Source organism: Actinomadura sp. NPDC048955 (genome assembly GCF_040649435.1).
In the GTDB taxonomy this organism is placed as follows: domain Bacteria; phylum Actinomycetota; class Actinomycetes; order Streptosporangiales; family Streptosporangiaceae; genus Spirillospora; species Spirillospora luteofluorescens.
This window is the reverse complement of the sequence record NZ_JBEZJI010000020.1, coordinates 111322-133251: the sequence shown is the minus strand read 5'-3', so window position 1 is coordinate 133251 and position 21930 is coordinate 111322. Positions and strand designations below refer to the sequence as shown.

The window sequence follows — 21930 nt, the reverse complement described above, 5'->3', positions numbered from 1 at the left end:
GGGCTCTCCCGCTTCAACACCAACGCCCACCTGGCCCGCGCCACCCTGGAATCCATCTGCTACCAGTCCCGCGACGTCGTCGAGGCCATGCGCGAGGACTCCGGAGTCTCCCTGGACGTCCTCAAGGTCGACGGCGGCGTCACCGCCAACGAACTGTGCATGCAACTCCAAGCCGACATCCTCGGCGTCCCGGTCTCGCGCCCCGTCGTCGCCGAGACCACCGCCCTGGGCGCCGCCTACGCCGCCGGCCTGGCCGTCGGATTCTGGAACACCACCGACGAACTCCGCCAGAACTGGAACGAAGACAAACGCTGGCACCCCACCTGGAACGACGACCAGCGCCAACAGGGCTACGCAGGCTGGAAGAAAGCCGTGGACCGGACCCTCGACTGGGTCGACCTCGGCGACTGAGCGGCGCCTTCGCCGGGGTGCGGCGGGTTGTTGGCCCGGAGGTCCTCCGGGCGACGACTCGCCGCAACCCGGCGGCGCGACACTGGATCCGACCTCTCCTCGGGAGCACGCAGTGACATCTGTAGCCCTCGGCCCGCGGTACCGCGAGGACACCCTGCGCGACCTGGCGGAGACCGAGTTCGACGTCGTGGTCGTCGGCGGCGGCATCGTCGGCGCCGGCGCGGCGCTCGACGCGATCTCGCGGGGCCTGTCCGTCGCCCTCGTGGAGGCGCGGGACTGGGCGGCCGGCACGTCCAGCCGGTCCAGCAAGCTGATCCACGGCGGATTGCGCTACCTCGAACAGCGCGACTTCGGGCTGGTCCGGGAAGCGCTGCGGGAGCGCGGGCTGCTGCTGCAGCGGCTCGCTCCGCACCTGGTGCGCCCCGTCCGGTTCCTCTATCCCCTGCGCAACCGCGTCTGGGAGCGGGCCTACGTCAGCGCGGGCGTGTCCCTGTACGACACGATGGGCGGCGCGCGGTCGCTGCCCCGGCACCGCCAGCTCACGCGGCGCGCCGCGCTGCGGGAGGCCCCGGCCCTGCGGTCGGACGCGCTGGTCGGCGCCGTCCAGTACTACGACGCGCAGGTCGACGACGCCCGCTACACGATGATGGTCGCCCGCACCGCGGCGCAGTACGGCGCGAGGGTGGCCACCCGCGCCGAGGTGACGGGCTTCCTGCGCGAGGGCGAGCGGGTGACCGGCGTCCACGTCCTGGACCTGGAGGACAACCGGGAGATCGCCGTGCGGGGCCGGCGCGTGGTGTGCGCGACCGGGGTGTGGACGGACGGCGCCCAGGCGATGACGGGGTCGCGGGCCGCGTTCGGCGTGCGGGCGTCCAAGGGCGTCCACCTGGTCGTGCCGCGCGACCGGATCCCGATGGCGACCGGGCTGATCACGCGGACCTCCAGGAGCGTCCTGTTCATCATCCCGTGGGGCCGGCACTGGCTGGTCGGCACCACCGACACCCCGCACGCCGACGGCCCCGACGAGCCCGTCGCCGACCACACCGACATCGGCTACCTCCTCGACCAGGCGAACGCCGTCCTGCGGACGCCGCTCACGCACGACGACATCGAGGGCGTCTACGCGGGGCTGCGGCCGCTGCTGTCGGGCGAGGTGGACGACACCACGCGGCTGTCGCGCGAGCACGCCGTCGCCGAGCCGGTACCCGGACTCGTCGTCGTGACCGGCGGGAAGTTCACCACCTACCGCGTCATGGCGCGGGACGCGATCGACGTGGTCGCCGAGGGCCTCGACGACTCCGTGCCCGCGTCGGTCACCGGCCGGCTGCCGATCCTCGGCGCCACCGGGTACGAGGTGCTGTGGAACGAGCGGCGCCGGCTCGCCGCCGAGTCGGGCCTGCACGTCGCGCGGATCGAGCACCTGCTGAACCGGTACGGGTCGTGCGCCCGCGAGGTGCTGGCCATGGTCGCCGGCGACCCGGCGCTCGGCGCGCCCCTGCCCGGCGCCAGGGACTACCTGTGCGCCGAGGCCGTCTACGCGGTGACGCACGAGGGCGCGCTGCACCTGGAGGACGTCCTGTCGCGGCGGCTGCGCGTCTCGATCGAGGAATGGGACGGGGGCGTGGCCGCGGCGGCCCGCGTCGCGGAACTCGTCGCGCCCTGGCTCGGCTGGGACGGCGAGCGGGTCAGCGGCGAGGTCAAGCGGTACGTCCTGCAGGTCGCGGCGGAGCGCCGGGGCGGCCCGGCCGTCGAGGAGGCGCCAGTCACCGCCGCCTAGGCGACACCACCGGCGCCTACGCGAAAGTGGCGGTCATCGCCGTGGCGTCGCCCGGGGCGTGGATCGAGAGGGTGCCGTCCGGGGACCCGGCGGCCACGAACGGCTGCCGCGCGTAGACGGGCCTGCGGGCGCGGAACGACAGTTCGCGCACCTTCAGGCCCGCCCGGCGCGGCAGCTCCAGGCAGAGGATCGCGAGCAGCGGCCCGTGGACGACGAGCCCGGCGTGCCCCTCGACCTCGGTCGCGTACGCCTCGTCGTAGTGGATGCGATGGGCGTTGTAGGTGAGGGCGCTGAACCGGAACAGCATGACCGGATCGGCGGCCGTCCTCAGCGTCCACGGCGCGTCCACGTCCGGCGCCTCGAACGCCGCCCGCTCCGGACGTGACGCCGTGTCGCCGCTGCGGTAGACGAGGTCCTGCTCCTCGACCGCGATCTCGGCACCGTCCCGCACGAAGGTGTGCCGGACGGTCACGAACAGCATCTCCCCGCTGCGCCCCTGCTTCACCGCGGTGGAGGCGAGCTCCGTCCGGCGCGTGACGGCGTCCCCGACGCGCAGGGGCGCGTGGATCCGGAACCGCCCGCCGGCGAACATGCGGCGCCGCTCGGGAATCGGCGGGAGGAACCGTCCCTCGCGCGGATGCCCGTCAGGCCCCAGTTCGCGCTGAGCGGGGCGTTCCAGGAAATGCAGCCAGTGCCACAGGGGCGGCAGCTCCTCCCCCGGCGGCTCGACGTCGAGGACCCCGGCCAGGGCCGCCGCCGGCCCGGCGCCGAGGACCTCGCTCGTCTCCTGCGGTTCCGGGGCCCATCCCGCGATGTCGATCACGGCCCCATCGTCGCAGGCGCTACGCGAACGCGTTCACCCCGGTCAGCTCCGCCGACAGCTCCCACAACCGCCCGGCCTGCACCGGGTCGGTCGCGTAGGAGCACACGCCGCTGGAGGGCGCGTCGATCCGGCCGCGGCGCCCGGGCTCGCCGTCCGGGACCTGCTCGGCGACGTCGCAGTCCTCGCAGTACACGCCGCCCATGCCGTCCAGCCGCGGGGACGTGGCCGCCCACACGGCCGTCGCCGCGCCCTGCTCCGGCGTCTTGAACCCCTGGCCGATCTCGTTCCCGTCCTCGTCGATCCAGCCGTTCGCCACCTTCTCCTCCCGGGGGATGTGGCGCTGGAGCGGCGTCAGGATGCTCCCCGGATGGAGCGAGAAGGCCCGCACGTCGTCCTTGGCGAGCGCGTCCAGGTGGACGGCGAACAGCACGTTGGCCGTCTTCGCCTGCCCGTACGCCTCCCACTTGTCGTAGCCGCGCTCGAACTGGACGTCGTCCCACCGGATGGGTGAGAAATGGTGCCCGCGCGACGAGACCGCGACGACGCGGGCTCCCGGCCTGAGGGCCGGCCACAGGCGGTTCACCAGCGCGAAATGCCCGAGGTGATTGGTGGCGAACTGCGCCTCCCAGCCGGGCCCGACCCGCGTCTCCGGGCAGGCCATGACCGCGGCGTTGTTGTTTAGGATGTCGATGCCGCGCCCGGACGCGAGGAATCGCTCCGCGAACCCGCGCACGCTCTCCAGGTCGGCCAGGTCCAGCTCGTCGACCTCGACGCCGTCGATGTCGCCGACCGCCTCCTTCGCCGCGTCCGGCCGCCGCGCCGGGACCACCACCTGCGCCCCCGCGCCCGCCAGGGCCCGCGTCGTCTCCAGCCCGAGGCCCGAGTAGCCGCCGGTGACGACGGCGAGCCTCCCCGAAAGGTCGATGCCCGCGAGGACGTCCCCGGCCGTGCTCTCGAAGCCGAAACCCGATCCGATCGTGTGCTGTGGAGTGGTCATGCTCCGAACGCTACGAGCTGGAGCGCGCTCCAGGTCAATCCGGGCGCGGGATGAGCGGGCAGTGGGTGCCCCGGTAGACCGTCGGGACGCAGCGGTTGCAGTGGACGCACAGGGACGGCGTGGACGGGTCGGCGGCGATCCGGTTCACGAGGTCGGGTTCGCGGAGCAGGGCGCGGGCCATGGCGACGAACTCGAAGCCCTCCGCCATCGCGGTGTCCATGCTCGCGCGGTCGGTGATGCCGCCCAGAAGGATCAGGGGGAGGTCGAGTTCGGCGCGGAACCTGCGGGCGTGCTCCAGCAGGTAGGCGTCCTGGTACGGGTAGGAGCGCAGGAACCGCTTGCCGAACATCCGCAGGCCGATCCGCATCGGCAGCTTGTAACTCGCCGCGAACTCGGGGATGGGCATATCGCCGCGGAACAGGTACATGGGGTTGAGCAGCGAACTTCCGGCGGTCAGCTCCAGCGCGTCCACGGTGCCCTCGTCCTGGAGGGCGCGGGCGACGTGGAGGCTGTCGTCGATCTCCAGGCCGCCGCGCACGCCGTCGCGCATGTTGAGCTTGGCGGTGATCGCGATGCGGTCGCCGACCTCGTCCCGGACGGCGCGGGCGATGCCGAGCGCGACCTTGGCCCGGTTCTCGATCGGCCCGCCGTAGCCGTCCTCGCGGCGGTTGAGGCGGGGGCTGAGGAACGAGCTGGCCAGGTAGTTGTGCCCGAGGTGGATCTCGACGGCGTCGAATCCGGACTCGATCGCGAGCCGGGCGGCCCCGGCGTGGGCGCGGGTGATGCGCTCGATGTCCTCCGCCGTGGCCACCTTGGTGAAGGCCATGCCGAGCGGGTTGAAGAACCGCCCGGCCGAGACGGCGGGCAGCCCGTTCGAGCTGGCGTCGGCGACCGGGCCGGAGTGACCGAGCTGCGCGGACGCGGCGGCGCCCTCCGCGTGCACGGCGTCGGTGAGCCGCCGCAGCCCGGGGACGGCCTCCGGCCGCATCCAGATCTGCCGCCGCTCGGTCCGCCCCTCGGGCGCGACGGCGCAGTAGGCGACGGTGGTCATGCCCACCCCGCCGGCGGCCGGGCGCCGGTGGTACTCGACCAGGTCGTCGGTCACCAGCGCGTCGGGCGTCATCCCCTCGGACGTCGCCGCCTTGATCACCCGGTTCCGCAACGTCAGCGGCCCGAGCCGCGCCGTTTCGAAGACCTCCACAATCCGCCTCCCAGCCTCGTTGATCCGGAACATCGACCACGACCACGGGTCGGGCGGCCGGAAGGCGCTCCGGCGCCTGGAGGTCACACGACCCGCCGAGCCGGGCGACCGCGGCGACACGACAACAACCCGCACGGGCACAAGAACCTCGGCCGTGGCGTGAGGATCGCCCGGCTCGTGACGGAGGTTCCAGGGGTCGCCCCCCAGGGCTAACCCAGCCGCTCGATGATGGTGACGTTGGCCTGCCCGCCGCCTTCGCACATGGTCTGGAGGCCGTAGCGGCCGCCGGTGCGGTCGAGTTCGTGCAGGAGGGTGGTCATCAGGCGGGCCCCGGTGGCGCCGAGGGGGTGGCCGAGGGCGATGGCGCCCCCATTGGGGTTGGTCGTCGCCGGGTCGGCGCCGGTCTCCTTGAGCCAGGCGAGGACGACGGACGCGAACGCCTCGTTGATCTCGACGGCGTCGATGTCGCCGATCGTCATCCCCGTCTTCTTCAGCGCGTGCGCGGTGGCGGGGATGGGCGCCGACAGCATCCGGATGGGGTCCTCCCCGCGCGCGGAGAGGTGGTGAATGCGGGCGCGCGGCGTGAGGCCGTGGTCCTTGACGGCCTGCTCGGAGGCGATGAGCAGCGCGGCGGAGCCGTCGGAGATCTGCGACGAGACGGCCGCGGTGAGCCGGCCGCCCTCCACGAGGGTCTTCAGGCCCGCCATCTTCTCCAGGGTGGTGTCGCGGCGCGGGCCCTCGTCGGCGGCGACGCCCGCGCAGGGGACGGTCTCGCGCTCGAAGCGGCCCTCGTCGATGGCGCGGATGGCGCGCTGGTGCGACTCGTAGGCGAACGCCTCCATCTCCTCGCGGGAGATGTCCCAGTCGCGGGCGATCATCTCGGCGCCGTTGAACTGCGACACCTCGGCGTCGCCGTAGCGGCGCGTCCAGCCCGCCGAGCCCGCGAAGGGGCCCTCGGTGAAGCCGAGCGGGGCGGCGGCGGTCATCGCCGAGCCGATCGGGATCTGCGACATGTTCTGCACGCCGCCCGCGACGACCAGGTCGGACGTCCCGGACAGGACGGCCTGCGCCGCGAAGTGCACGGCCTGCTGGGAGGAGCCGCACTGCCGGTCGACGGTGACCCCGGGGACCTCCTCGGGGAGCCCGGCGGCGAGCCAGCAGGTGCGGGCGATGTCGCCGGCCTGCGGGCCGAGGGTGTCGACGCACCCGAAGACGACGTCCTCCACGGCGGCCGGGTCGATCTTCGTCCGGTCCATGAGGGCGGTCAGCACGTGCGCGCCGAGGTCGGCGGGGTGCACTCCGGCGAGCCCGCCGTTGCGGCGCCCGACCGGGGCGCGGACCGCGTCGACGATGTAAGCCTCGGCCATGGGGGGTGTCTCCTTCGTACGGGGGCCTAGCTCGCCCGGATCCCTTCGAGGAACATGGCGAGGTACTGCTTGGCGATGTCGTCGGCGGACAGCCGTCCGCCGTGCTGGTACCAGTTCGCCGCGACCCAGACGGTGTCGCGGATGAAGCGGTAGATGAGGGTCCGGTCGAGGTCGGCGCGGAAGGCGCCCTCCTTGACGCCGCGGTCCAGGAGGGACAGCCACATCTCCTCGAACCGCCGCTGGGAGTCCAGGAGGTAGTGGAACCGCTCGCTGGTCGCGAGGTGCTTGGACTCGTTCTGGTAGAGGACGACGGCGGGACGGTGCTTGTCGATCGAGCGGAACGACTCGACGACGACGGCCTCCAGGGTGTCGCGCGCGCTGAGCCCGGCGTCCAGGACGCGGTCGTAGGCGGCCCACATGTCGTCCAGGAACGTCGACAGGATCTCGTCGGCCATCGACTCCTTGGAGTCGAAGTGGTAGTAGAGGCTGCCGCCGAGGATCCCGGCGGCGTCGGCCACCTTCCGGACGGTGGTGGCGGAGTAGCCCTGGGAGGCGAACACCTCGGCGGCCGTGGCGAGCAGCTCGGCCCGCCGTCCCGCGCGGGCGGCGGCGGTGCCCTCGGCGTCGCGCCGTCGTGGACTCATGCGCTGTTCCTCATGTACCGGTGTTCCTCATGTACCTGGTGTCCCTATGCGTGCTGGGAGGAGACGGAGACGACCTCGCCCGTCATGTACGACGAGTAGTCGCTGGCCAGGAAGACGATAACGTTGGCCACCTCCCACGGCTCGGCGTAGCGGCCGAACGCCTCGCGGCGCGTCAGTTCCTCCAGCAGCTCCTCGGACGTCACCTTGACCAGGTGCGGGTGCATGGCCAGGGACGGGGAGACGGCGTTGACCCGGACGCCGAAGTCGGCGGCCTCCAGCGCGGAGCAGCGGGTGAGGGCCATGACCCCGGCCTTGGCGGCGGCGTAGTGTGACTGGCCCTTCTGGGCCCGCCAGCCGATCACCGAGGCGTTGTTGACGACGACGCCGGAGCCCTGCTCCCGCATGAGGCGCAGGGCGGCGCGGGTGCAGCGCATCGTGCCGGTGAGGGTGATGTCGAGGACGCGGTCCCACTGCTCGTCGGTCATGTCGACGAGGTCCGCCGTCCCGCCGAGGCCGGCGTTGTTGACCGCGACGTCGATGCGGCCGAACCGCTCCACGGCCCGGCCGTAGAGCGCCCGGACCTGGTCCTCGGAGGTGACGTCGCAGGGCAGCGCGTCGACCCGGTCGGCGCCGAACTCCTTCTCCAGCTCCGCCGCGGTCGCGGCGAGCCGACGCTCGTGCGCGTCGGAGAGCAGGACGCGGGCGCCCTCCTCCAGGCAGCGGCGGGCGGTGGCGCCGCCGATCCCGGCTCCGGCCGCCGCGGTGATCACGACGGCGCGGCCCGCGAGCAGGCCGTGCCCGGGGACGTAGGGGGGCGGGGTCATCCGCGTGCCTTCCTGTCGGCGGCCGGTTCACGGGGCAGGCCGAGCACGCGCTCGGCGATGATGTTGCGCTGGATCTCGTTGGACCCGGCGTAGATGGTGTCGGAGCGGGAGAACAGGAACAGCCGCTGCCAGTCGTTCAGGTCGTAGGGCTGCTCCTGCGCGGCCGCGCCGTCAGGGCCGGTGCCCGGCGCCCCGTCGGCGACGAGGCCGGCGGCGCCGAGGACGTCCATGGCCAGCTCGCCGAGCTCGCGGTGCCAGGTGCCCCAGACGAGCTTGGAGATGGACGACTCGGGGCCGGGCGCGCCCGCCGCGACGCCCGCCATGGTGCGCACCGCGTTCAGCCGCATGATCTCCAGGCCCATGTAGGACCGGGTGAGCCGGTCGCGCAGCAGGGGGTCCTCGATGGCCCCGGTGCGCCGGGCGAGGTCGGCGACGCCCTCGAACTCGCGCCGGAACCCGACCTGCTGGCCGAGCGTCGCGACGCCGCGCTCGAACCCGAGCGTCGCCATCGCGATCTTCCAGCCGTCGCCGGGCGCGCCGACGATGTTGCCGGCGTCGGTGCGGGCGCCGTCGAAGAACACCTCGTTGAACTCGGAGGTGCCGGTGAGCTGGACGATCGGCCGGATGTCGACGCCGTCCTGCCGCATCGGGACGAGCAGGTACGACAGTCCCTTGTGGCGGGACGACCCGGGCTCGGTGCGGCACACGGCGAAGCACCAGTCGGCTTCGAGGGCCAGCGACGTCCACACCTTCTGCCCGTCGACCACCCAGTGGTCTCCGGCGAGTTCGGCGCGGGTCTGCACGTTGGCGAGGTCGGAGCCCGCGTTCGGCTCGGAGTACCCCTGGCACCACAGCTCCCGCGCCGCCACGATCGGCGGCAGGAAGCGGGCGCGCTGCTCGTCGGTGCCGAACGCGATGATCGTGGGGCCGAGGAGGTTCTCGCCGATGTGGTTGACGCGGGCGGGCCCGTCGGCGAGCGCGTACTCCTCGTGGAAGATCACCTGCTGCTCGACGGTGGCGCCGCGCCCGCCGTACTCGCGGGGCCAGCCGACGCAGGTCCAGCCGGCGGCGGCCATGTGGCGTTCCCAGGCCAGCCGCTCCTCGAACGCCTCGTGCTCGCGGCCGGGGCCGCCGAGCCCGCGGGCGTGCGCGAACTCGCCCGACAGGTTGTCCTGGAGCCAGTCGCGGACCTCGGCGCGGAAGGCCCGGTCCGCGGGGGACTCGTTCTGCTTCACGCCGCGAACTCTACCAAACAGTTGTTAGAAAGAATCACCCCCCAGGGCGGGTTCGGCCTCCCGGGCCGCGACCCGGCCCGGGACGGGCGGCACCGGCCGGGCCGGCGCGGGAGCCGGCGCGGCGGCCGCGAACTCGCGGTGCAGCAGGTCGAACAGCCGGTCCCACCGGGCGAGGACCGCGTCCGGGCGGAACCGGAGCACCGACGCGCGGGCCCCGGTCCCGAGCATGCGGCGCAGCTCCGGGTCCTCGATGAGCCTGCCGAGCGCGGCGGCGAACGCGGTGACGTCGCCCGGTGCGGCCAGCAGACCGTCCCGTCCGTCCTCGATCAGGGTCCGGACGCCCGGCGCGCAGTCGAACGCCACCGTCGGCAGCCCGTACGCCATCGCCTCCAGCACCGACATCGGGAAACCCTCGGCCCGCGAGGGCAGCGCGAACACCGACGCCTCGACGAGCGCCTCCTCAATGTCGGCCACCACGCCCCGGAACTCGACGGATCCGGACAGCCCGGCGGCGTCCGCCCGCGCCCGCAGCTCCGGCTCGTCCGGGCCGTTGCCGTACACGTGCAGCCGCCACCCCGGATGCCGTCCGGCGACGCGCTCCCACGCCTCCAGCAGCAGGTCCACGCCCTTCTCGTAGGCCAGGCGGCCGACGCAGGCGACGACGGGCAGGTCCAGCGTGGGATGCACGCTCGGCGTGACGTGCAGCGCGTTCGGGATGTGGTCGACGTTGGTCATGCCGTCCCGGGCCCAGGCGTCGGCGTCCTCGGCGGTGAGGACCAGCATCCGGTCGGCGCGGGCGTAGTGCTCCTTGACCCGCCGGTACCGCGACGACCCCCGGGTCGCCTGGTAGGACTCGTGGCTCATGCCCACGACGCGCAGCCCGGAGGTGTCGGCGAGCCGCACCCACTCCATCGCCCACACCTGCGCCACGATGACCACCGCCCCCGGCCGCGCGGCGGCGAACAGCTCCGACAGGCGCGCCGCGCCGCGCCGCTGGGCCGCCGTCCGCCGCAGGTCCCGGGCCCGCGCCGCCGGGTCGAGCCGCCGCAGCGCCTTCCCCGGACGCCACGCGAGCGTGGGCGACCGCCACTCGCCGTGCAGCACCTCGACGGCGTAGGAGCCGTCGCGGCCGTGGTGGTACGGCTCTGTCCCCCGCGTGACGCCGACGAGGGTGACGCGGTCGCCGCGTCCCGCCAGCAGCCGCGCCATGTGGTGCGCCCACCGCTGGAGACCACCCATGTCGTCGGCGTTGTTGCACACGATGAAGACGTCACGCGGCGCGGCCATGGCGCTTCCCCCTCCTGCTCGGCGCGGCCGGGAAGTAGCGGTCCGCCACCGCCCGGGCGGCGGTGCCGCGGTCGTGCTCGCCGAAGCGCGCGGCGAACGCGCGGCGCCGCCCGGCGTGCACGGCCTCGGCCGCCTCCAGACCGGCGAGCGCGGCGACGAGCTCGTCCTCGGTGCGGGTGATCGGCCCGGGGCCGTGCCGCTCCAGGTCGAAGTAACCGGCGGCGAGGTCCCTGCCCTCCGGGAGGTGCAGCACGATCGGCCGGTCGAGGAGGGCGAAGTCGAACATGATCGAGGAGTGGTCGGTGACGAGCGCGTCCGCCAGCAGCAGCAGCGGCGTCACGTCGGGCACCGCGCCGACGTCGCGCATGACCTCGCGGGCGCCCGGAGGCACGTTCGCCCGGCACAGGTAGTGGGGCCGGACGAGCAGGACGTACTCCTCCCCCAGCTCCCGCGCGAACACCGCCGGATCCACCGGCGGGTCCAGCAGCCGGACGGGACGCCCCTTCGGCCCGGTGACGTACGTGGGCGCGTACAGGACGGCGCGGCGCCCGTCGTCCAGGCCGAGCGCGTCGCGCAGGGCCGCGACCTCGGAGGCCAGCTCCGGATCGCCATCCACCCCGTTGACCAAGGGGTCGTTGCGGGGATACCCCACCGGGAGCAGCTCGGAGCGGACGCCGAGGCCGCCGCAGAGCGTCTCGGTGTCGTGCCCGGAGCGCACCAGGAAGCAGTCGAAGCGCTCCACCATCCTCCGCAGCCGCGCCTGGTCGCCCGCGGGGCCCGACTTCAACCGCGGCTGGTCCAGCCCCATCAGCTTGAACGCCGACCCGTGCCAGGTCTGGATGTAGGTGGTCTCGGGACGCTTGCGCAGCCGGTCCGGGAAGCCCTGGTTGTCGATCCAGAACTGGGCCCGCGCGAGCGCCAGGTAGTACGCCCATGATCCGCGCTTGACGAGCCGGGCGTCGTCCGGGAACCCCTTGGGGGACGACGCGTACGACCACACCGCCGTCACCGGACGCCCGGACCTGCGCAGCTCCCGGTAGAGGTACTTCGGGTTGTCGGAGTAGTGGCGGCCGAGCTGGCTCTCGAAGACCGCCAGGCCGGTCCGGACGGGCAGCCGGCTCAGCACCCGGTTGAACACGACGATCTTGGTGTTCCGGCCGGTCAGCGTCCGGCGCACCGCCCTGTCCAGCGCCCGCGCCCGACGGCGGGCCAGCCGCGCCGGGCGGGACAGGGCGGCGCGACGGGCGAGCGCGCGGGTGAGCCGCGCCCACGGGCTCCCCGTCTCCAGGGCGAACGCCAGGTGCCCTCCCTCGGTGACGTACGAGCGGAGCCGGTCCCCCGCGAACCGCGTCAGCCGCGGGCGGACGGGCAGCGCGACGCCTCCGAGCGACGGCGACCCGCGGCCCTCGCCGAGCCGCGTGACCACCTCCTCGCCGTCCACCCGGATCCTCAGCCGGACGTCCCAGACGGGGTCGACGAACCCGAAAGGGCGGATCTTGCGGGCGGGGTCGAACTCGGCCCTCCAGGTGAGCCGGTCGCCCTCGTGCCGGACGGACGCGCGGATCCGTCCCTTCCTCGCCCGGCGGCGCCGGTCGCGGAACTCCAGCGTTCCGGCCAGCTCGGCTCCCCGCGGGATCCGCTCCAGAGGGTTCAGCACGTACCCGGCCATGAGCACGCGGCCGCCGCGCGTCTCCAGACGGGTGACGGTGTTCGCCGGGCGCAGCTCCCGGAGGGGCCGCACGTGGAAGCCGAAGGCCGTGACGTCCAGGACGCGGCGGCCGAGCGTCCCGCGGGGGCGCCCGGCGCCCCAGTAGACGCGCCCGTCCCGCTCCACGAGGCGGGCGCGCAGTTCGGGACGCTTCACGGGGTCGTACTCGGCCGCGGCGAGCGCCCCCGCGTGGTCGCCCTCGCGGATCAGGTGCGCGGCGATCGCGGGCAGCGGGTTGGCCTGCTCGAAGACCCGCGGGTCCAGCTCGGCCAGGTAGGCGGCGGCCAGATCGAGGAAGCGCGCCTGGTGGGCGGGGGCCTTGTCGCGCAGGTCGCGCAGGTACAGCACCAGGTCGTGGTTGACGAACTTGACGTCCTTGGCCCGCTGCAGGTCGTAGGCGCCGCGCAGCGCGAAGAGCATGTCGATGCGGCGGTGGATCTCCAGCCGGTCGGCGAAGTTGGCCAGCTCGGTGCGCCGGTTGGAGATCGACGGCGCCCGCGTCCGCTCCTTGACCATCCAGTTGTAGACGCGGTGCGGGATCAGGGCGGTGCGCCCCGCCTCCAGGTAGGCCTCGGCGGTGAACAGCAGGTCCTCGTAGTGCAGCCGCTCCACGAACCGCAGCCCGTGCTCCTCCAGGAAGCCGCGCCGGTACGCCTTGTTGGTCGAGAGGGTGTCGTAGAGGAGGTCGGGGTTCTCGTTCAGCGACTCGTAGACGGCGCTGTGCCGGTAGAGCCACGGATACCAGGGGCGGATGCGCCCCTTGGCGCCCTCGGGCACGTCGAGGAAGATCCGGTCGCAGAGCCCGGAGACCATGTCGGCCCCGGTGTCCTCGGCGGCGGCGAGGAGGTTGAGGCAGGCGTGCCGGTCCAGCAGGTCGTCGCTGTCGAGGAACATCACGTACCGGCCCGTGGACGTCTCGATCCCGGTGTTGCGGGGACGGCCGCACCCCCCTGAGTTGGCCGGCAGGTGGACGGCCCGGACCCGTCCCGGATGGGCCGCGGCGAGCCGGTCGGCGGCCTCGCCGGTGCCGTCGGTGCTCGCGTCGTCGACGATCACCGTCTCGACGCCGCCCAGCGACTGCGCCAGCGTCGAGGCCACCGCCCGCGGAAGCCTCCGCGCGTCGTTGTAGGCGATCACCACCACGCTGACATCCGGGCGCACCGCCATGGGCATCCCCCTCCGCAGACTCCGGCGTGCTGCTTTCCTTTCCACGAACGCCGCACTGAGGTCCAAGAGGGATCAAAGGCTGTCAACGCTTCGCATTACCCACCGTGAGCGGAGGCATTGGGCACAACACCCGGAACGCCAGAAGGCGCCCGGCCGGGGGGCCGGGCGCCCTCATGGAGCGTGCGCCTTCTCGGGGGCGTTCGGGTCAGCGGGCGTAGTCGGGGTAGCCGTAGCCGACGACCTGCGACTTCTCGCGGACCTTCTTCTTCACCGCGTTCTCGGTGTTGCCCTCGATGGTGGTGATGCTGCCGTCGCCGTTGTCCTTGACGACGATGCCGACGTGGTCGATGTCACCGATGCCGGCCTTCGAGCCGTCCTGCCAGTCGAAGAACACCACGGCGCCCGGCTTGGCCTTGTGGCCCCAGCGGTCGGTCTGCTTGAACCAGCTGGCGTGCTGGACCGTGTAGGCGTCCCAACCCATGTTCTTGACGCCGGTCTGGGCGCCGAGCCAGGAGACGAACATGTTGCACCACTGGGCGCCGTTGTACTCCTTGACCGAGAAGCCGCCGTCGCGCTTGGCGGTGGCCTTCGCCTGCGGGGTCGAGACGTACCACTTGTGGTACTTGGTCTGGCCGCCCTTGCCCTCGTGGACGCCGACCTGCTGCTGCGCGAGCTTGATCACTTCGGCGGGCTTGACGGCGTGCGGGGGGACCTTGAAGCCCTCGCGCCGCGCCTCGGCCGCGACGTTCTCGGCCTTCACCGTCTTGACCTGGGAGGAGTCGTGCGCGGCGGTGCCCTGCTCGGCGACCGCCGCCGTCTGGGCGGAGGTCTCGGCGACCGCGCGGCCGCCGGCGAGGGGGTTGACCACCGAGAGCCCGACCGCGCCGGCCAGGACCGCGCCGACGGCGACGCCGACGGCCTTGTCCTCGGGCGTGAGGCGGTGGAGCGAAAGTCGATCGAACAGACCGGACATGCAGGGAATCTCCTTGTCTTCCATGGCGCCTACCGGGTTAGCTGACGGATTCGGGCATGGAAGCAGCCCTACGGCGCGACTCTCGGGCGCGCCGATTCACCCCAGAAACGTGGGTCCCCGGCTCCGTTCCGGTCGCATCGACCGGACGGACTCGGCCTCGCACCGCGCGAGCGGTGCAGGTATACGGATGCCTTCACTGACAGATCTTGACGAGGGGGCGCGCGTCACATGGCGCGCATCGCGTGCGGATTCCGCTCCGCGATCCTCGGCCGCGCATGGTGCGGCCGGTGGCAACGCATGGGACGCGTTGCGTGATTCGGGATCGAAGGTACCAACCTTCTCAAGAAAAGCAAACCAGGCATAAAGTAAAGTCTTGCCTGCTCAAAGCCCTTCCAAGAGACTCCCAACACGGGGACGGTCCCGCGTCTTCCCGATCTTTGTCGGGACGCCCTCCAACCCCTTGCCCGCCGTACTTACCGGCCCTTCGGGAAAAGGTAAAGAAGATCGAATTGCCTGCGGCCGGCACCTCCCGCCGAGACGTTCGCGGCCTCGGCCACCCCATCGAGTGAGGCGCACGTCACACTCGGCGATCTTGCCTGGTCGGGCGTGCGGTTCGTCACCGCGAGGCCCGGACGGTCACTCCACGTAAAGGGCGAAGAGCGTGGTGTCGTCGGCCGCCCGGTCGTGCTCCATCCGCGCGAGCACCTCGTCCAGCACCCGCTCGGGACGCGAGGAGCTGTCACGCAGGATGTGGGTCAGGCGGCCGATCCGCTCGTCCAGGTCCGCGTCCCTGCGCTCCACCAGGCCGTCGGTGTAGAGGAAGAGCATGTCGCCCGAGTCGAGCCCGGTGGTGATCGTCGTGTACTCCCAGCCGGGCATGGCGCCGAGCATCGGGTCCCGGACCACCTCCAGCGGGGTCGCCCGCCCGTCCCGGACCAGGATCGGCGGCGGATGGCCCGCGCACGTCCACTCCAGGACGTGCCGGGCCGGGTCGTAGTGGGCGACGATGGCGGTGCCCGTCGCGGGCGGGTCCATGCCCCCGATCAACTCGTTCAGCCAGCCGACCAGCCGTCCCGTCCGCTCCCCCGTACAGGCGAGGCCGAGCAGGCCGTTGCGCGTCCGCGCCATCGCCGCCGCCGCCGGCAGCCCGTGCCCGGCCGCGTCCCCGATGGCGAACATCGCCCGTCCGTCCTGGAGGGCCTTGGTCGCGAACCAGTCGCCGCCGATGCGGGCCGTGCTCTCCGCCGCCATGCTGCGGATCGAGGTGCACATGCCCGGAAGCTGCTCCACCTCGTCCTCGTCCGGCAGGATGGCCCGCCGCAGCGTCACCGCCACGCGCCGCTCCTGCGCCGTCCGCGCCTGCTGGCGCAGCATCTGCCGCCGGGTCTCGGCCAGCGCGCGCTCCACCCCGCGCCGCCGGGTGATGTCCTGCGAGACGATGTTGATCGAGACGGGCAGCCCGGACTCCCCGAGCACCGGCTCGGCGAACACCCACAGGTGGCGGGGCGTCCCGTCGTGGCCGATCACGCGGTGCTCCGCCTCGACCGGCTCACGGCGCAAGAACATCGTCTGCACGGCCTCCTCGACCAGCGGGAGGTCGTCGTCGGCCACGACCTTCGGCAGGTCGTGCGGCATCGGCGGCACCTCGTCGGGGGAAAGGCCGTAGTTGGCCAGCATCTGCGGCGTCCAGTCCGCCTCCCCCGTCGCGAGGTCCCACTCCCCGAACCCGATCAGGGCGAGCCGCTCGACCCGCTCCAGCCGCCGCGCGATGCGGTCCTCGGCCAGGTGGTAACGCCAGGTCACGCAGATGCCGGTCGGCACCCGCACGCACCGCACGCTCATCCGCGACGAGCGGGACAGGCCGCGCTGAGCCGTCGAGTACTGGATCGAGGAACGTTCCAATCGCGTCCCGGACTCCAGCACCCCGACATAGTCGTCGAACAGGCCGCTGAGCACCGCCCCCGGATCCGTCCGCAGCAGCCGCAGCCCGGTCAGCTCCTCCCGGCCCCGCCCGAACATGTCCCTGGCAACGCCGTTGAGCTCCGCGAAGAGGAAGTCCGCCACGTTGCCGTCCGGCCCCCGCACCGGGACCAGATGGGCCGCCGAATCGAGCGCCCCCTCCAGCACCGCCGTCGCCGCCGGATCCACGGGCACCCGCGCGAGGACCTCCGCGTCCCCCGCGGTGTCCTCGGCCGTCACCCGGCGCAGTACGTCCTCGGCCTCCGACAGGACCGCCTGGCGCTCCGCGGGGACCTCCTCGGTGCGCGGCGCCCGGCGCCCCGCCAACACGGCCCCCACCGGCCCGCCGCCCCCGTCCTTGACCAGCAGTGACGCCGCCTCGACCATCTCCATGTCCAGGTCGCGCGCGAGCCAGATCAGGTGCTGCAGGGCCTCGCCCGGCGGGACGCCGAGACGCCGGGCCAGCACGACCCGCGCCTCCGCCAGCACCGCACGGTCGTGCGCGGCGCCCCGCAGGTCCTCCAGGTCCGCAACGTGCACCCCGGGCTGGATGCCCTCCGCTTCCACCAACCCTGTCCCCCGTTCGGCGTCACCTGCCCCTGGGAGAAAAAAGCTACATACGTCAGCGAGGGACTATTCGCCCATCCCTGAGTAAAGTGTCCAGATCTTTGCCCGGGTTTTCCGTTGGCGTCCGAACTCGACCGCTTCCGGTGACCCTCTCAAAACGGACCCCTGCCACGCCGCGTGACCCACGTCACACCCGAGCCACCTGCCGTGTCAGCGAGGTGATCCGCGCCGCCGCCGTCCGGAACGACGTCCCCGCCGGATGCAGCGTCAGCACCACCACGATCCTGTCCCCCACGACCCCCGTCGTGTGCAGCACGGGCCGCCCCAGCCCCAGGTCGGGCCGCCACGCCGCCGGCCGCACATGGCACGGCTCCGCCGGCGTCTCCCCGAACCCGGACCACCCCTGTTTGACGGCCCACGGCCGCCTCACCGCCCGCGGAATCCCGAACGTCTGGTCGAACCCGTCCGTCCCGCACGGCGTCGACCTGCGCAACTGCTGGAGCACGAACTCCCGCTGCCCCTCCGGCGCCTCGTCCAGCAGATACCGGTACATCCGCACGACGTCCCGCGCGCTGAGCGCCGTATACCCCCAGAACCCGGGCTTCTCCGCGGGCGGCGGCGCGGTGTCCTCCAACCCGACCTTCCGCACCATCCGCTCGATGACCCGCCCCTGCCCGCCCCGCCGCCAGAACTCCGTGGCCGCCCCGTCGTCGCTCGACCGCAGCATCGGCACCAGCAACCGGCGATCGGCCGCCGACACCTCATGCCGATCCATGTAGTCCAACGCGATAAGGATCTTCACCACCGACGCCGACCGGAACGTCTGCCGCGTCGCCCGAGCGGCCACCACCCGCCCCGAAGCCCGATCGAACACCTCGTACGAGGCCCGCACCCCAGCCGGCACCCGCACGACCGGCGCCTTCGACGGCGCCTTCGAAACCCGCGGCACGACGCTCTCCGGCTCAGGACTCCCGCTCACCGGCCGAGCCCCTCCACCGTCCCCGCACCCGCACACCAGCCCCAGACCCACGACCCCGGCCAGCACCACCCGCACACGCACCATCAGGCCTGCCTACCAGAGATCCGCGCCCCCGTATCTCGGTACGCACGACCCCGCAGACTGCGCTAGAGTAATCACGCCCGCTCAAACGGGCACCGGGACGTAGCGCAGTTTGGCAGCGCACTTGACTGGGGGTCAAGGGGTCGTGGGTTCAAATCCCGCCGTCCCGACAGAGAAAGACCAGGTCAGAAGGGCTTCGGAGATCATTCCGGAGCCCTTTTTCGATCTTGAAGGTCGATGGGGAGCCAAAAGGGGAGCCACCACCATCCGGCCTACGCCGACTTGCCCGGACCGAACACCACGTCGGCCACCTCCGCGCCCCGGGTAATCACCGGCCTGAGCTGGTGCCGGTAGACCTCCCCGGTGACCGCCGGAGAAGAGTGCCCGCACAGGTCGGCGATCGCCTCGATGGGCACTCCCCCGTCACTCATGATCGAGACGAACGAGTGACGCAGTTCGCGCGGCGACCAGGTCTCCCCGATCCCCGCCTTCTTGGTGACGAGCCGGAACCCCCGCCGCACGTTCGCGGCGTCCAGAGGCTTCCCGGTCGTCGAGCAGAACACCAGGCCGGTCTCCTGCCACGCAGGCCCTGCTTTGAGCCTGTCCGAGGCCTGAAGCGCGTGATGCCGTCGCAGAGCATCCACCGCTTGAAGCGGCAGCTCCAACGTCCGCCGCGACTTCTCGGTCTTGGTGTCGCCGTGGGCTCGCACGGACCGCCACACGTAGACGGCGAACCTGTCGCGATCGAAGCCCGCCTTGACCACCGGCCGCCATTCAGCCGTCTCATCGCTCCACGCCACGACATGAGCCCACTGCAACGCGCGGGCTTCTTCCGTACGGACGCCGGTCAGCAGGCTGACCACGACGTAGGCGTGCAGTCGAGAGGACTGGGCTGCTTCCAGCACGACCCGGGCCTGCTCAAGGGTGAGAGCCCGGCTCGGACGGCCAGCCGTGCCCCTGGGGGTCTTGACCAGCTCGGCCACGTTCCGCATGACCATGTCGCGTGCCTGAGCCTGCCGGATCGCGCGCTTGAGGATCGCGTGCACGAGCCGCAGACTCCGAGTCGACAACGTGCCGGAGAGCCCGTCGAGCCACTCGTCGACGTCGTCGGCTCGCAGATCAGCGAGCTTCGCCTTGCCGAGCAGCGGGATGACATGCTTCCGGGCCAGGCTCCCGTAGTTGCCGACCGTGTCGTCATCCAGCCCTTTGAGGCCTTTGGCGAGCCAGTCTTCGACGCAGTCCCCGACCGTGTAGGTCGCCGGGGCCTTGACGCCGGCCTCCAGTTCTTCGACCACTTGCTTGAGCTTGTCCAAGACCTGGGCTTTGGTCCTGCCCTTCCTTTTGATGCGTCGGCGCTTGCCCTCGGGGCCGAATCCGAGAGCGAGGGCCCCTGTGTAGCCTCCTTTCTCCGGGTAGACGGTGCCTTCGTACTTACCGATCAGGATCTTGCTCAATCGATCGCTCCTCGCGTCGGTCGAGATACTCCTTGATCGCTTTCCTGATGACCCATGACACATCGCGCTCCTGCGACTGCGCGTACGCCGACAAGCGCTGCTTGAACGCTGTGTCCACGCGTACGGCGGGCAGGGTCGTCCTGTCGTCGGCCATATCTGCGTCTCCTCTCGTCAGTTGCATGCGCCGAGGTGAGAACGCGCTCGCGTCGATGGAGTTATCAAGAAGCGAGCCTCGAGGCTCCCTTGGTGGGAGCACCCGAGGACTTTCGTAGCACAGTGTAGCACGCTATCTACTTAGAGTCACATTCAAGTGCGGCGATGAAGTCAGCGAGATGCCGATCGGTGATCCGCCGCAACCGATCGATCTTGATACTGCGCAGGCGTCCGGTACGGAGCAGCATGTACACCTTGTCGCGACCGACCTGCAGAATCTCGGCCACTTGTTCCACCGTGTAGACGCGGACCCGAATCCCGTCATCCGTGAAGTGGCTCCCGGCTCCCGTATCGCTCAGCCTCGCTCCTTCGCACTCGGAGCCAGTGATCGGCGCGCTCATCTCACGGGAGGCATGCACCGGTTCCGGCAAGATCGGAGCACCGCAGCGCTCGCACGTGTGACCTGGAAAGTCGGAGCGCGTGGTCAATTGAGGCACCACCCGACGTCGCGGGCACTGTCCCCGTCGGCGAAGGGACGCTTGCCTGCGCTCGCTAGAGGCCCGTAGCGGGGCTCGGTGAAACCTTCACGGCGGGTTCTGCGGCGTTGACACAGGTCGATCCCGTGGGCGCCACCACGGTCGCGGATATAGCGCAGAGCGACGGGGTGTTCGAAGTTGTTGCCTACGTTGACGAGCGGGAAGGCCCAGGAGCCGGACCTGTTGCGGATGGTGGCGAGGGCGGCCGTTGCTTGCCAGCCACCGCCGTCACTGAAGGCCCCGAGTAGGCCATCAGGCAACGTGCTCTTCGTCCACTTCAGTGGCGGTGGCATGTCCAGGTTCTGGCGGTGAACTGGTGTGTGAGCTCGCATAAGAGCGACCCTGAAGGCATGGGCAGTGGTGTTCGGGCGGCGGTGTGGGCGCATACGCAGGCCTCCGGTCAGGCTTCGGCTGTACGGGATGCGGGGCGGGTGGCACCGATGTATTGGCGTTCGCGGTAGGGGTTGCCGGTGAATTGGGAGATGCGGACGACATCGCCAGTGCGGGGGGCGTGGATCATGCGGCCGCGTCCGTAGAAGATGCCGACGTGGTGGATCGTGGCGGGGTTGCGGAGGTCGGTGGCGAAGAAGAGCAGGTCTCCGGGTTGGAGTTGGGGCCGGGGGATGTGGGTTCCGGCGTTGTACTGGTCGGCGGCGACTCGGGGTAGGCGGATGCCGGCTTGTGCCCAGGCGTACTGGGTGAGGCCGGAGCAGTCGAAGCCTTTGATGCCGGCTCCTTGGGCGGTGCCGTAGGTGGGGCCGGAGGGTCCGCCGCCGCCCCAGGAGTAGGGGGTGCCGAGCCAGCGCAGGGCCGCGCGGACGGCGGTGGCGCCGCGTCCGGTGGCGGTGGGGGCGGCGTAGAGGGCGGCTTGGGCCAGGACTTTGCGGACGTACCAGTCGGCGTGGTTGTACTGCCAGATGGCCCGGTAGAGGTGCTTGCCACCATTCCCGGCGCCGTTGGCGCACAGGTAGTGGGCGGCGCCGTGGATGGCGTCGGCGGGGTTGTAGCGGTCTTTGCGGCCGTCGTGGTCACCGTCGACGCCGTAGGCAGCCCAGGTCGCGGCGAGGAACTGCATGGGGCCGCCTGCTCCGGCGAAGTTCTGGCCGGATTGGACGCCAGGTGCGGTGGAGCGGCCGTGATCGGATTCGATTTTGCCGATGGCCGCCAGGATGTTCCAGGGCAGGCCGGGGCAGGTTGTGGCGGCGTCGAGGTACCAGCGCAGGTAGGCCGGCGGGATGTCGCGTTGGGCTTCGGCGGTGGACGCGCCGGCCAGCTCTGATCCGGTTCCTGCGGCGGAGTTGTGACCGGCGAGCAGGATCACCAAAGCCAGCGGGACAGCAAGAGCGGCGGCGCATGCGGTGGCGGCGGCTTTCACCGCGTCGGCCGCCGCACCGGTCGCCGGGGCGGGCTACTCCTGGCTGACCTGCTCCTGGGTGGTCTGGTTCTGTGCGCCGGTGCGGGCGCGGCGTTGGGCGCGGTATCCGGCGCCCTTCTTGGGTTCGGGTGGCTCATGCGCGGTCTCCCCCGGTTGGTGGGGCTGCCGCAGCACCTCGCGGACCGCTTGCCAGGAGTAGCGGAAGTCCTTGCCGGTCTTGAGGGCGGGGATCTGCCCTGCGTTGGCCATCCGGCGGACGGTCTGGGGCGAGAGGCCGAGTTTGGTCGCGAGTTCGGCTGTGGTGAGGACGTCGGGGTCGCGGCCGGGTGTCTCGGTCATCGCGGGGGCTCCTGATTCGGCGGTCACGGCTGTCCTCTCCAGTGTGGTGGACGGGCGCTGCGGAAGCACGTTC

The 21930-nt window shown here is 71.8% G+C and carries 19 protein-coding genes, 1 tRNA gene and 1 riboswitch; of the genes, 3 read left to right on the top strand and 17 right to left on the bottom strand.

Features of this window, described 5'->3' with window-relative positions; all coding sequences use genetic code 11:
* Both AB0C84_RS20795 and AB0C84_RS20790 read left to right on the top strand, forming a co-directional pair.
* The coding region (locus AB0C84_RS20795) for an FGGY-family carbohydrate kinase (RefSeq protein WP_361068650.1) at positions 1–411 on the top strand (411 nt) is incomplete at its 5' end.
* A 154-nt stretch (positions 412–565) separates the two neighbouring features.
* Complete coding sequence (locus AB0C84_RS20790; RefSeq protein WP_361068653.1) at positions 566–2188, top strand: glycerol-3-phosphate dehydrogenase/oxidase; 1623 nt, start codon at positions 566–568, stop codon at positions 2186–2188.
* Positions 2189–2204: 16 nt separating this feature from the next.
* On the opposite strand, the gene AB0C84_RS20785 is transcribed toward AB0C84_RS20790, so the two are convergent.
* The 12 genes from AB0C84_RS20785 to AB0C84_RS20730 all read right to left on the bottom strand — a co-directional run bounded on the left by AB0C84_RS20785 (position 2205) and on the right by AB0C84_RS20730 (position 17919).
* The gene (locus AB0C84_RS20785) at positions 2205–3011 is read right to left on the bottom strand and encodes a MaoC family dehydratase N-terminal domain-containing protein (RefSeq protein ID WP_361068647.1); all 807 of its coding nucleotides are present in this window, start codon (positions 3009–3011) and stop codon (positions 2205–2207) included.
* Between the two features lie 19 nt (positions 3012–3030).
* Positions 3031–4008, bottom strand: coding sequence for an SDR family NAD(P)-dependent oxidoreductase (locus AB0C84_RS20780; protein WP_361068644.1), 978 nt, complete (start codon positions 4006–4008; stop codon positions 3031–3033).
* 34 nt (positions 4009–4042) lie between these two features.
* Complete coding sequence (locus AB0C84_RS20775; RefSeq protein WP_361068641.1) at positions 4043–5209, bottom strand: NADH:flavin oxidoreductase; 1167 nt, start codon at positions 5207–5209, stop codon at positions 4043–4045.
* A gap of 209 nt (positions 5210–5418) precedes the next feature.
* Complete coding sequence (locus AB0C84_RS20770; protein WP_361068638.1) at positions 5419–6576, bottom strand: acetyl-CoA C-acetyltransferase; 1158 nt, start codon at positions 6574–6576, stop codon at positions 5419–5421.
* 26 nt (positions 6577–6602) lie between these two features.
* Positions 6603–7220 (bottom strand): TetR/AcrR family transcriptional regulator, encoded by a 618-nt coding sequence (locus tag AB0C84_RS20765; protein ID WP_258944977.1) that lies wholly within the window; start codon positions 7218–7220, stop codon positions 6603–6605.
* Positions 7221–7264: 44 nt separating this feature from the next.
* Complete coding sequence (locus tag AB0C84_RS20760; protein WP_258944978.1) at positions 7265–8044, bottom strand: SDR family oxidoreductase; 780 nt, start codon at positions 8042–8044, stop codon at positions 7265–7267.
* On the bottom strand, positions 8041–9279 hold the full coding sequence (locus tag AB0C84_RS20755; protein ID WP_258944979.1) for an acyl-CoA dehydrogenase family protein: 1239 nt from the start codon (positions 9277–9279) through the stop codon (positions 8041–8043). Before AB0C84_RS20755 ends, AB0C84_RS20760 begins: the two co-directional genes overlap by 4 nt.
* 24 nt (positions 9280–9303) lie before the next feature.
* Entirely contained in the window at positions 9304–10566 is a 1263-nt protein-coding gene (locus tag AB0C84_RS20750; protein WP_361068633.1) for a glycosyltransferase, read from the bottom strand.
* On the bottom strand, positions 10550–13441 hold the full coding sequence (locus tag AB0C84_RS20745; RefSeq protein ID WP_361068631.1) for a CDP-glycerol glycerophosphotransferase family protein: 2892 nt from the start codon (positions 13439–13441) through the stop codon (positions 10550–10552). The genes AB0C84_RS20750 and AB0C84_RS20745 overlap by 17 nt, the downstream gene beginning before the upstream one ends.
* A 205-nt stretch (positions 13442–13646) precedes the next feature.
* Complete coding sequence (locus AB0C84_RS20740) at positions 13647–14414, bottom strand: CHAP domain-containing protein (protein ID WP_179848313.1); 768 nt, start codon at positions 14412–14414, stop codon at positions 13647–13649.
* Positions 14415–14425: 11 nt separating this feature from the next.
* Positions 14426–14581, bottom strand: a riboswitch (cyclic di-AMP (ydaO/yuaA leader).
* A 469-nt stretch (positions 14582–15050) separates the two neighbouring features.
* Positions 15051–16940, bottom strand: coding sequence for a SpoIIE family protein phosphatase (locus AB0C84_RS20735; protein WP_361068627.1), 1890 nt, complete (start codon positions 16938–16940; stop codon positions 15051–15053).
* A gap of 187 nt (positions 16941–17127) precedes the next feature.
* Positions 17128–17919, bottom strand: coding sequence for a hypothetical protein (locus AB0C84_RS20730; protein WP_361068625.1), 792 nt, complete (start codon positions 17917–17919; stop codon positions 17128–17130).
* Positions 17920–18096: 177 nt separating this feature from the next.
* Here AB0C84_RS20730 and AB0C84_RS20725 point away from each other — a divergent pair.
* Positions 18097–18170 (top strand) — tRNA-Pro (locus AB0C84_RS20725).
* Between the two features lie 102 nt (positions 18171–18272).
* Here AB0C84_RS20725 and AB0C84_RS20720 read toward each other — a convergent pair.
* The 5 genes from AB0C84_RS20720 to AB0C84_RS20700 all read right to left on the bottom strand — a co-directional run bounded on the left by AB0C84_RS20720 (position 18273) and on the right by AB0C84_RS20700 (position 21857).
* Positions 18273–19454, bottom strand: coding sequence for a tyrosine-type recombinase/integrase (locus AB0C84_RS20720; protein WP_361068622.1), 1182 nt, complete (start codon positions 19452–19454; stop codon positions 18273–18275).
* Positions 19432–19608, bottom strand: a complete 177-nt coding sequence (locus AB0C84_RS20715; RefSeq protein ID WP_361068619.1) for a ribbon-helix-helix protein, CopG family — start codon at positions 19606–19608, stop codon at positions 19432–19434. The genes AB0C84_RS20720 and AB0C84_RS20715 overlap by 23 nt, the downstream gene beginning before the upstream one ends.
* Before the next feature lie 136 nt (positions 19609–19744).
* Positions 19745–20008, bottom strand: a complete 264-nt coding sequence (locus tag AB0C84_RS20710) for a helix-turn-helix domain-containing protein (protein ID WP_361068616.1) — start codon at positions 20006–20008, stop codon at positions 19745–19747.
* Between the two features lie 535 nt (positions 20009–20543).
* Positions 20544–21464, bottom strand: a complete 921-nt coding sequence (locus AB0C84_RS20705) for a bifunctional lytic transglycosylase/C40 family peptidase (RefSeq protein ID WP_361068613.1) — start codon at positions 21462–21464, stop codon at positions 20544–20546.
* 87 nt (positions 21465–21551) lie between these two features.
* Entirely contained in the window at positions 21552–21857 is a 306-nt protein-coding gene (locus AB0C84_RS20700; protein WP_173392821.1) for a helix-turn-helix domain-containing protein, read from the bottom strand.
* Positions 21858–21930: the final 73 nt, after the last annotated feature.

What these genes read in the sequence shown, in the direction of transcription:
- AB0C84_RS20770 (WP_361068638.1), bottom strand. Translation starts at nt 6,576, where the DNA reads ATGGCCGAGGCTTACATCGTCGACGCGGTCCGCGCCCCGGTCGGGCGC.
- AB0C84_RS20710 (WP_361068616.1), bottom strand. Translation starts at nt 20,008, where the DNA reads ATGAGCGCGCCGATCACTGGCTCCGAGTGCGAAGGAGCGAGGCTGAGC.
- AB0C84_RS20740 (WP_179848313.1), bottom strand. Translation starts at nt 14,414, where the DNA reads ATGTCCGGTCTGTTCGATCGACTTTCGCTCCACCGCCTCACGCCCGAG.
- AB0C84_RS20750 (WP_361068633.1), bottom strand. Translation starts at nt 10,566, where the DNA reads ATGGCCGCGCCGCGTGACGTCTTCATCGTGTGCAACAACGCCGACGAC.
- AB0C84_RS20715 (WP_361068619.1), bottom strand. Translation starts at nt 19,608, where the DNA reads ATGGCCGACGACAGGACGACCCTGCCCGCCGTACGCGTGGACACAGCG.
- AB0C84_RS20745 (WP_361068631.1), bottom strand. Translation starts at nt 13,441, where the DNA reads ATGGCGGTGCGCCCGGATGTCAGCGTGGTGGTGATCGCCTACAACGAC.
- AB0C84_RS20765 (WP_258944977.1), bottom strand. Translation starts at nt 7,220, where the DNA reads ATGAGTCCACGACGGCGCGACGCCGAGGGCACCGCCGCCGCCCGCGCG.
- AB0C84_RS20780 (WP_361068644.1), bottom strand. Translation starts at nt 4,008, where the DNA reads ATGACCACTCCACAGCACACGATCGGATCGGGTTTCGGCTTCGAGAGC.
- AB0C84_RS20700 (WP_173392821.1), bottom strand. Translation starts at nt 21,857, where the DNA reads ATGACCGAGACACCCGGCCGCGACCCCGACGTCCTCACCACAGCCGAA.
- AB0C84_RS20760 (WP_258944978.1), bottom strand. Translation starts at nt 8,044, where the DNA reads ATGACCCCGCCCCCCTACGTCCCCGGGCACGGCCTGCTCGCGGGCCGC.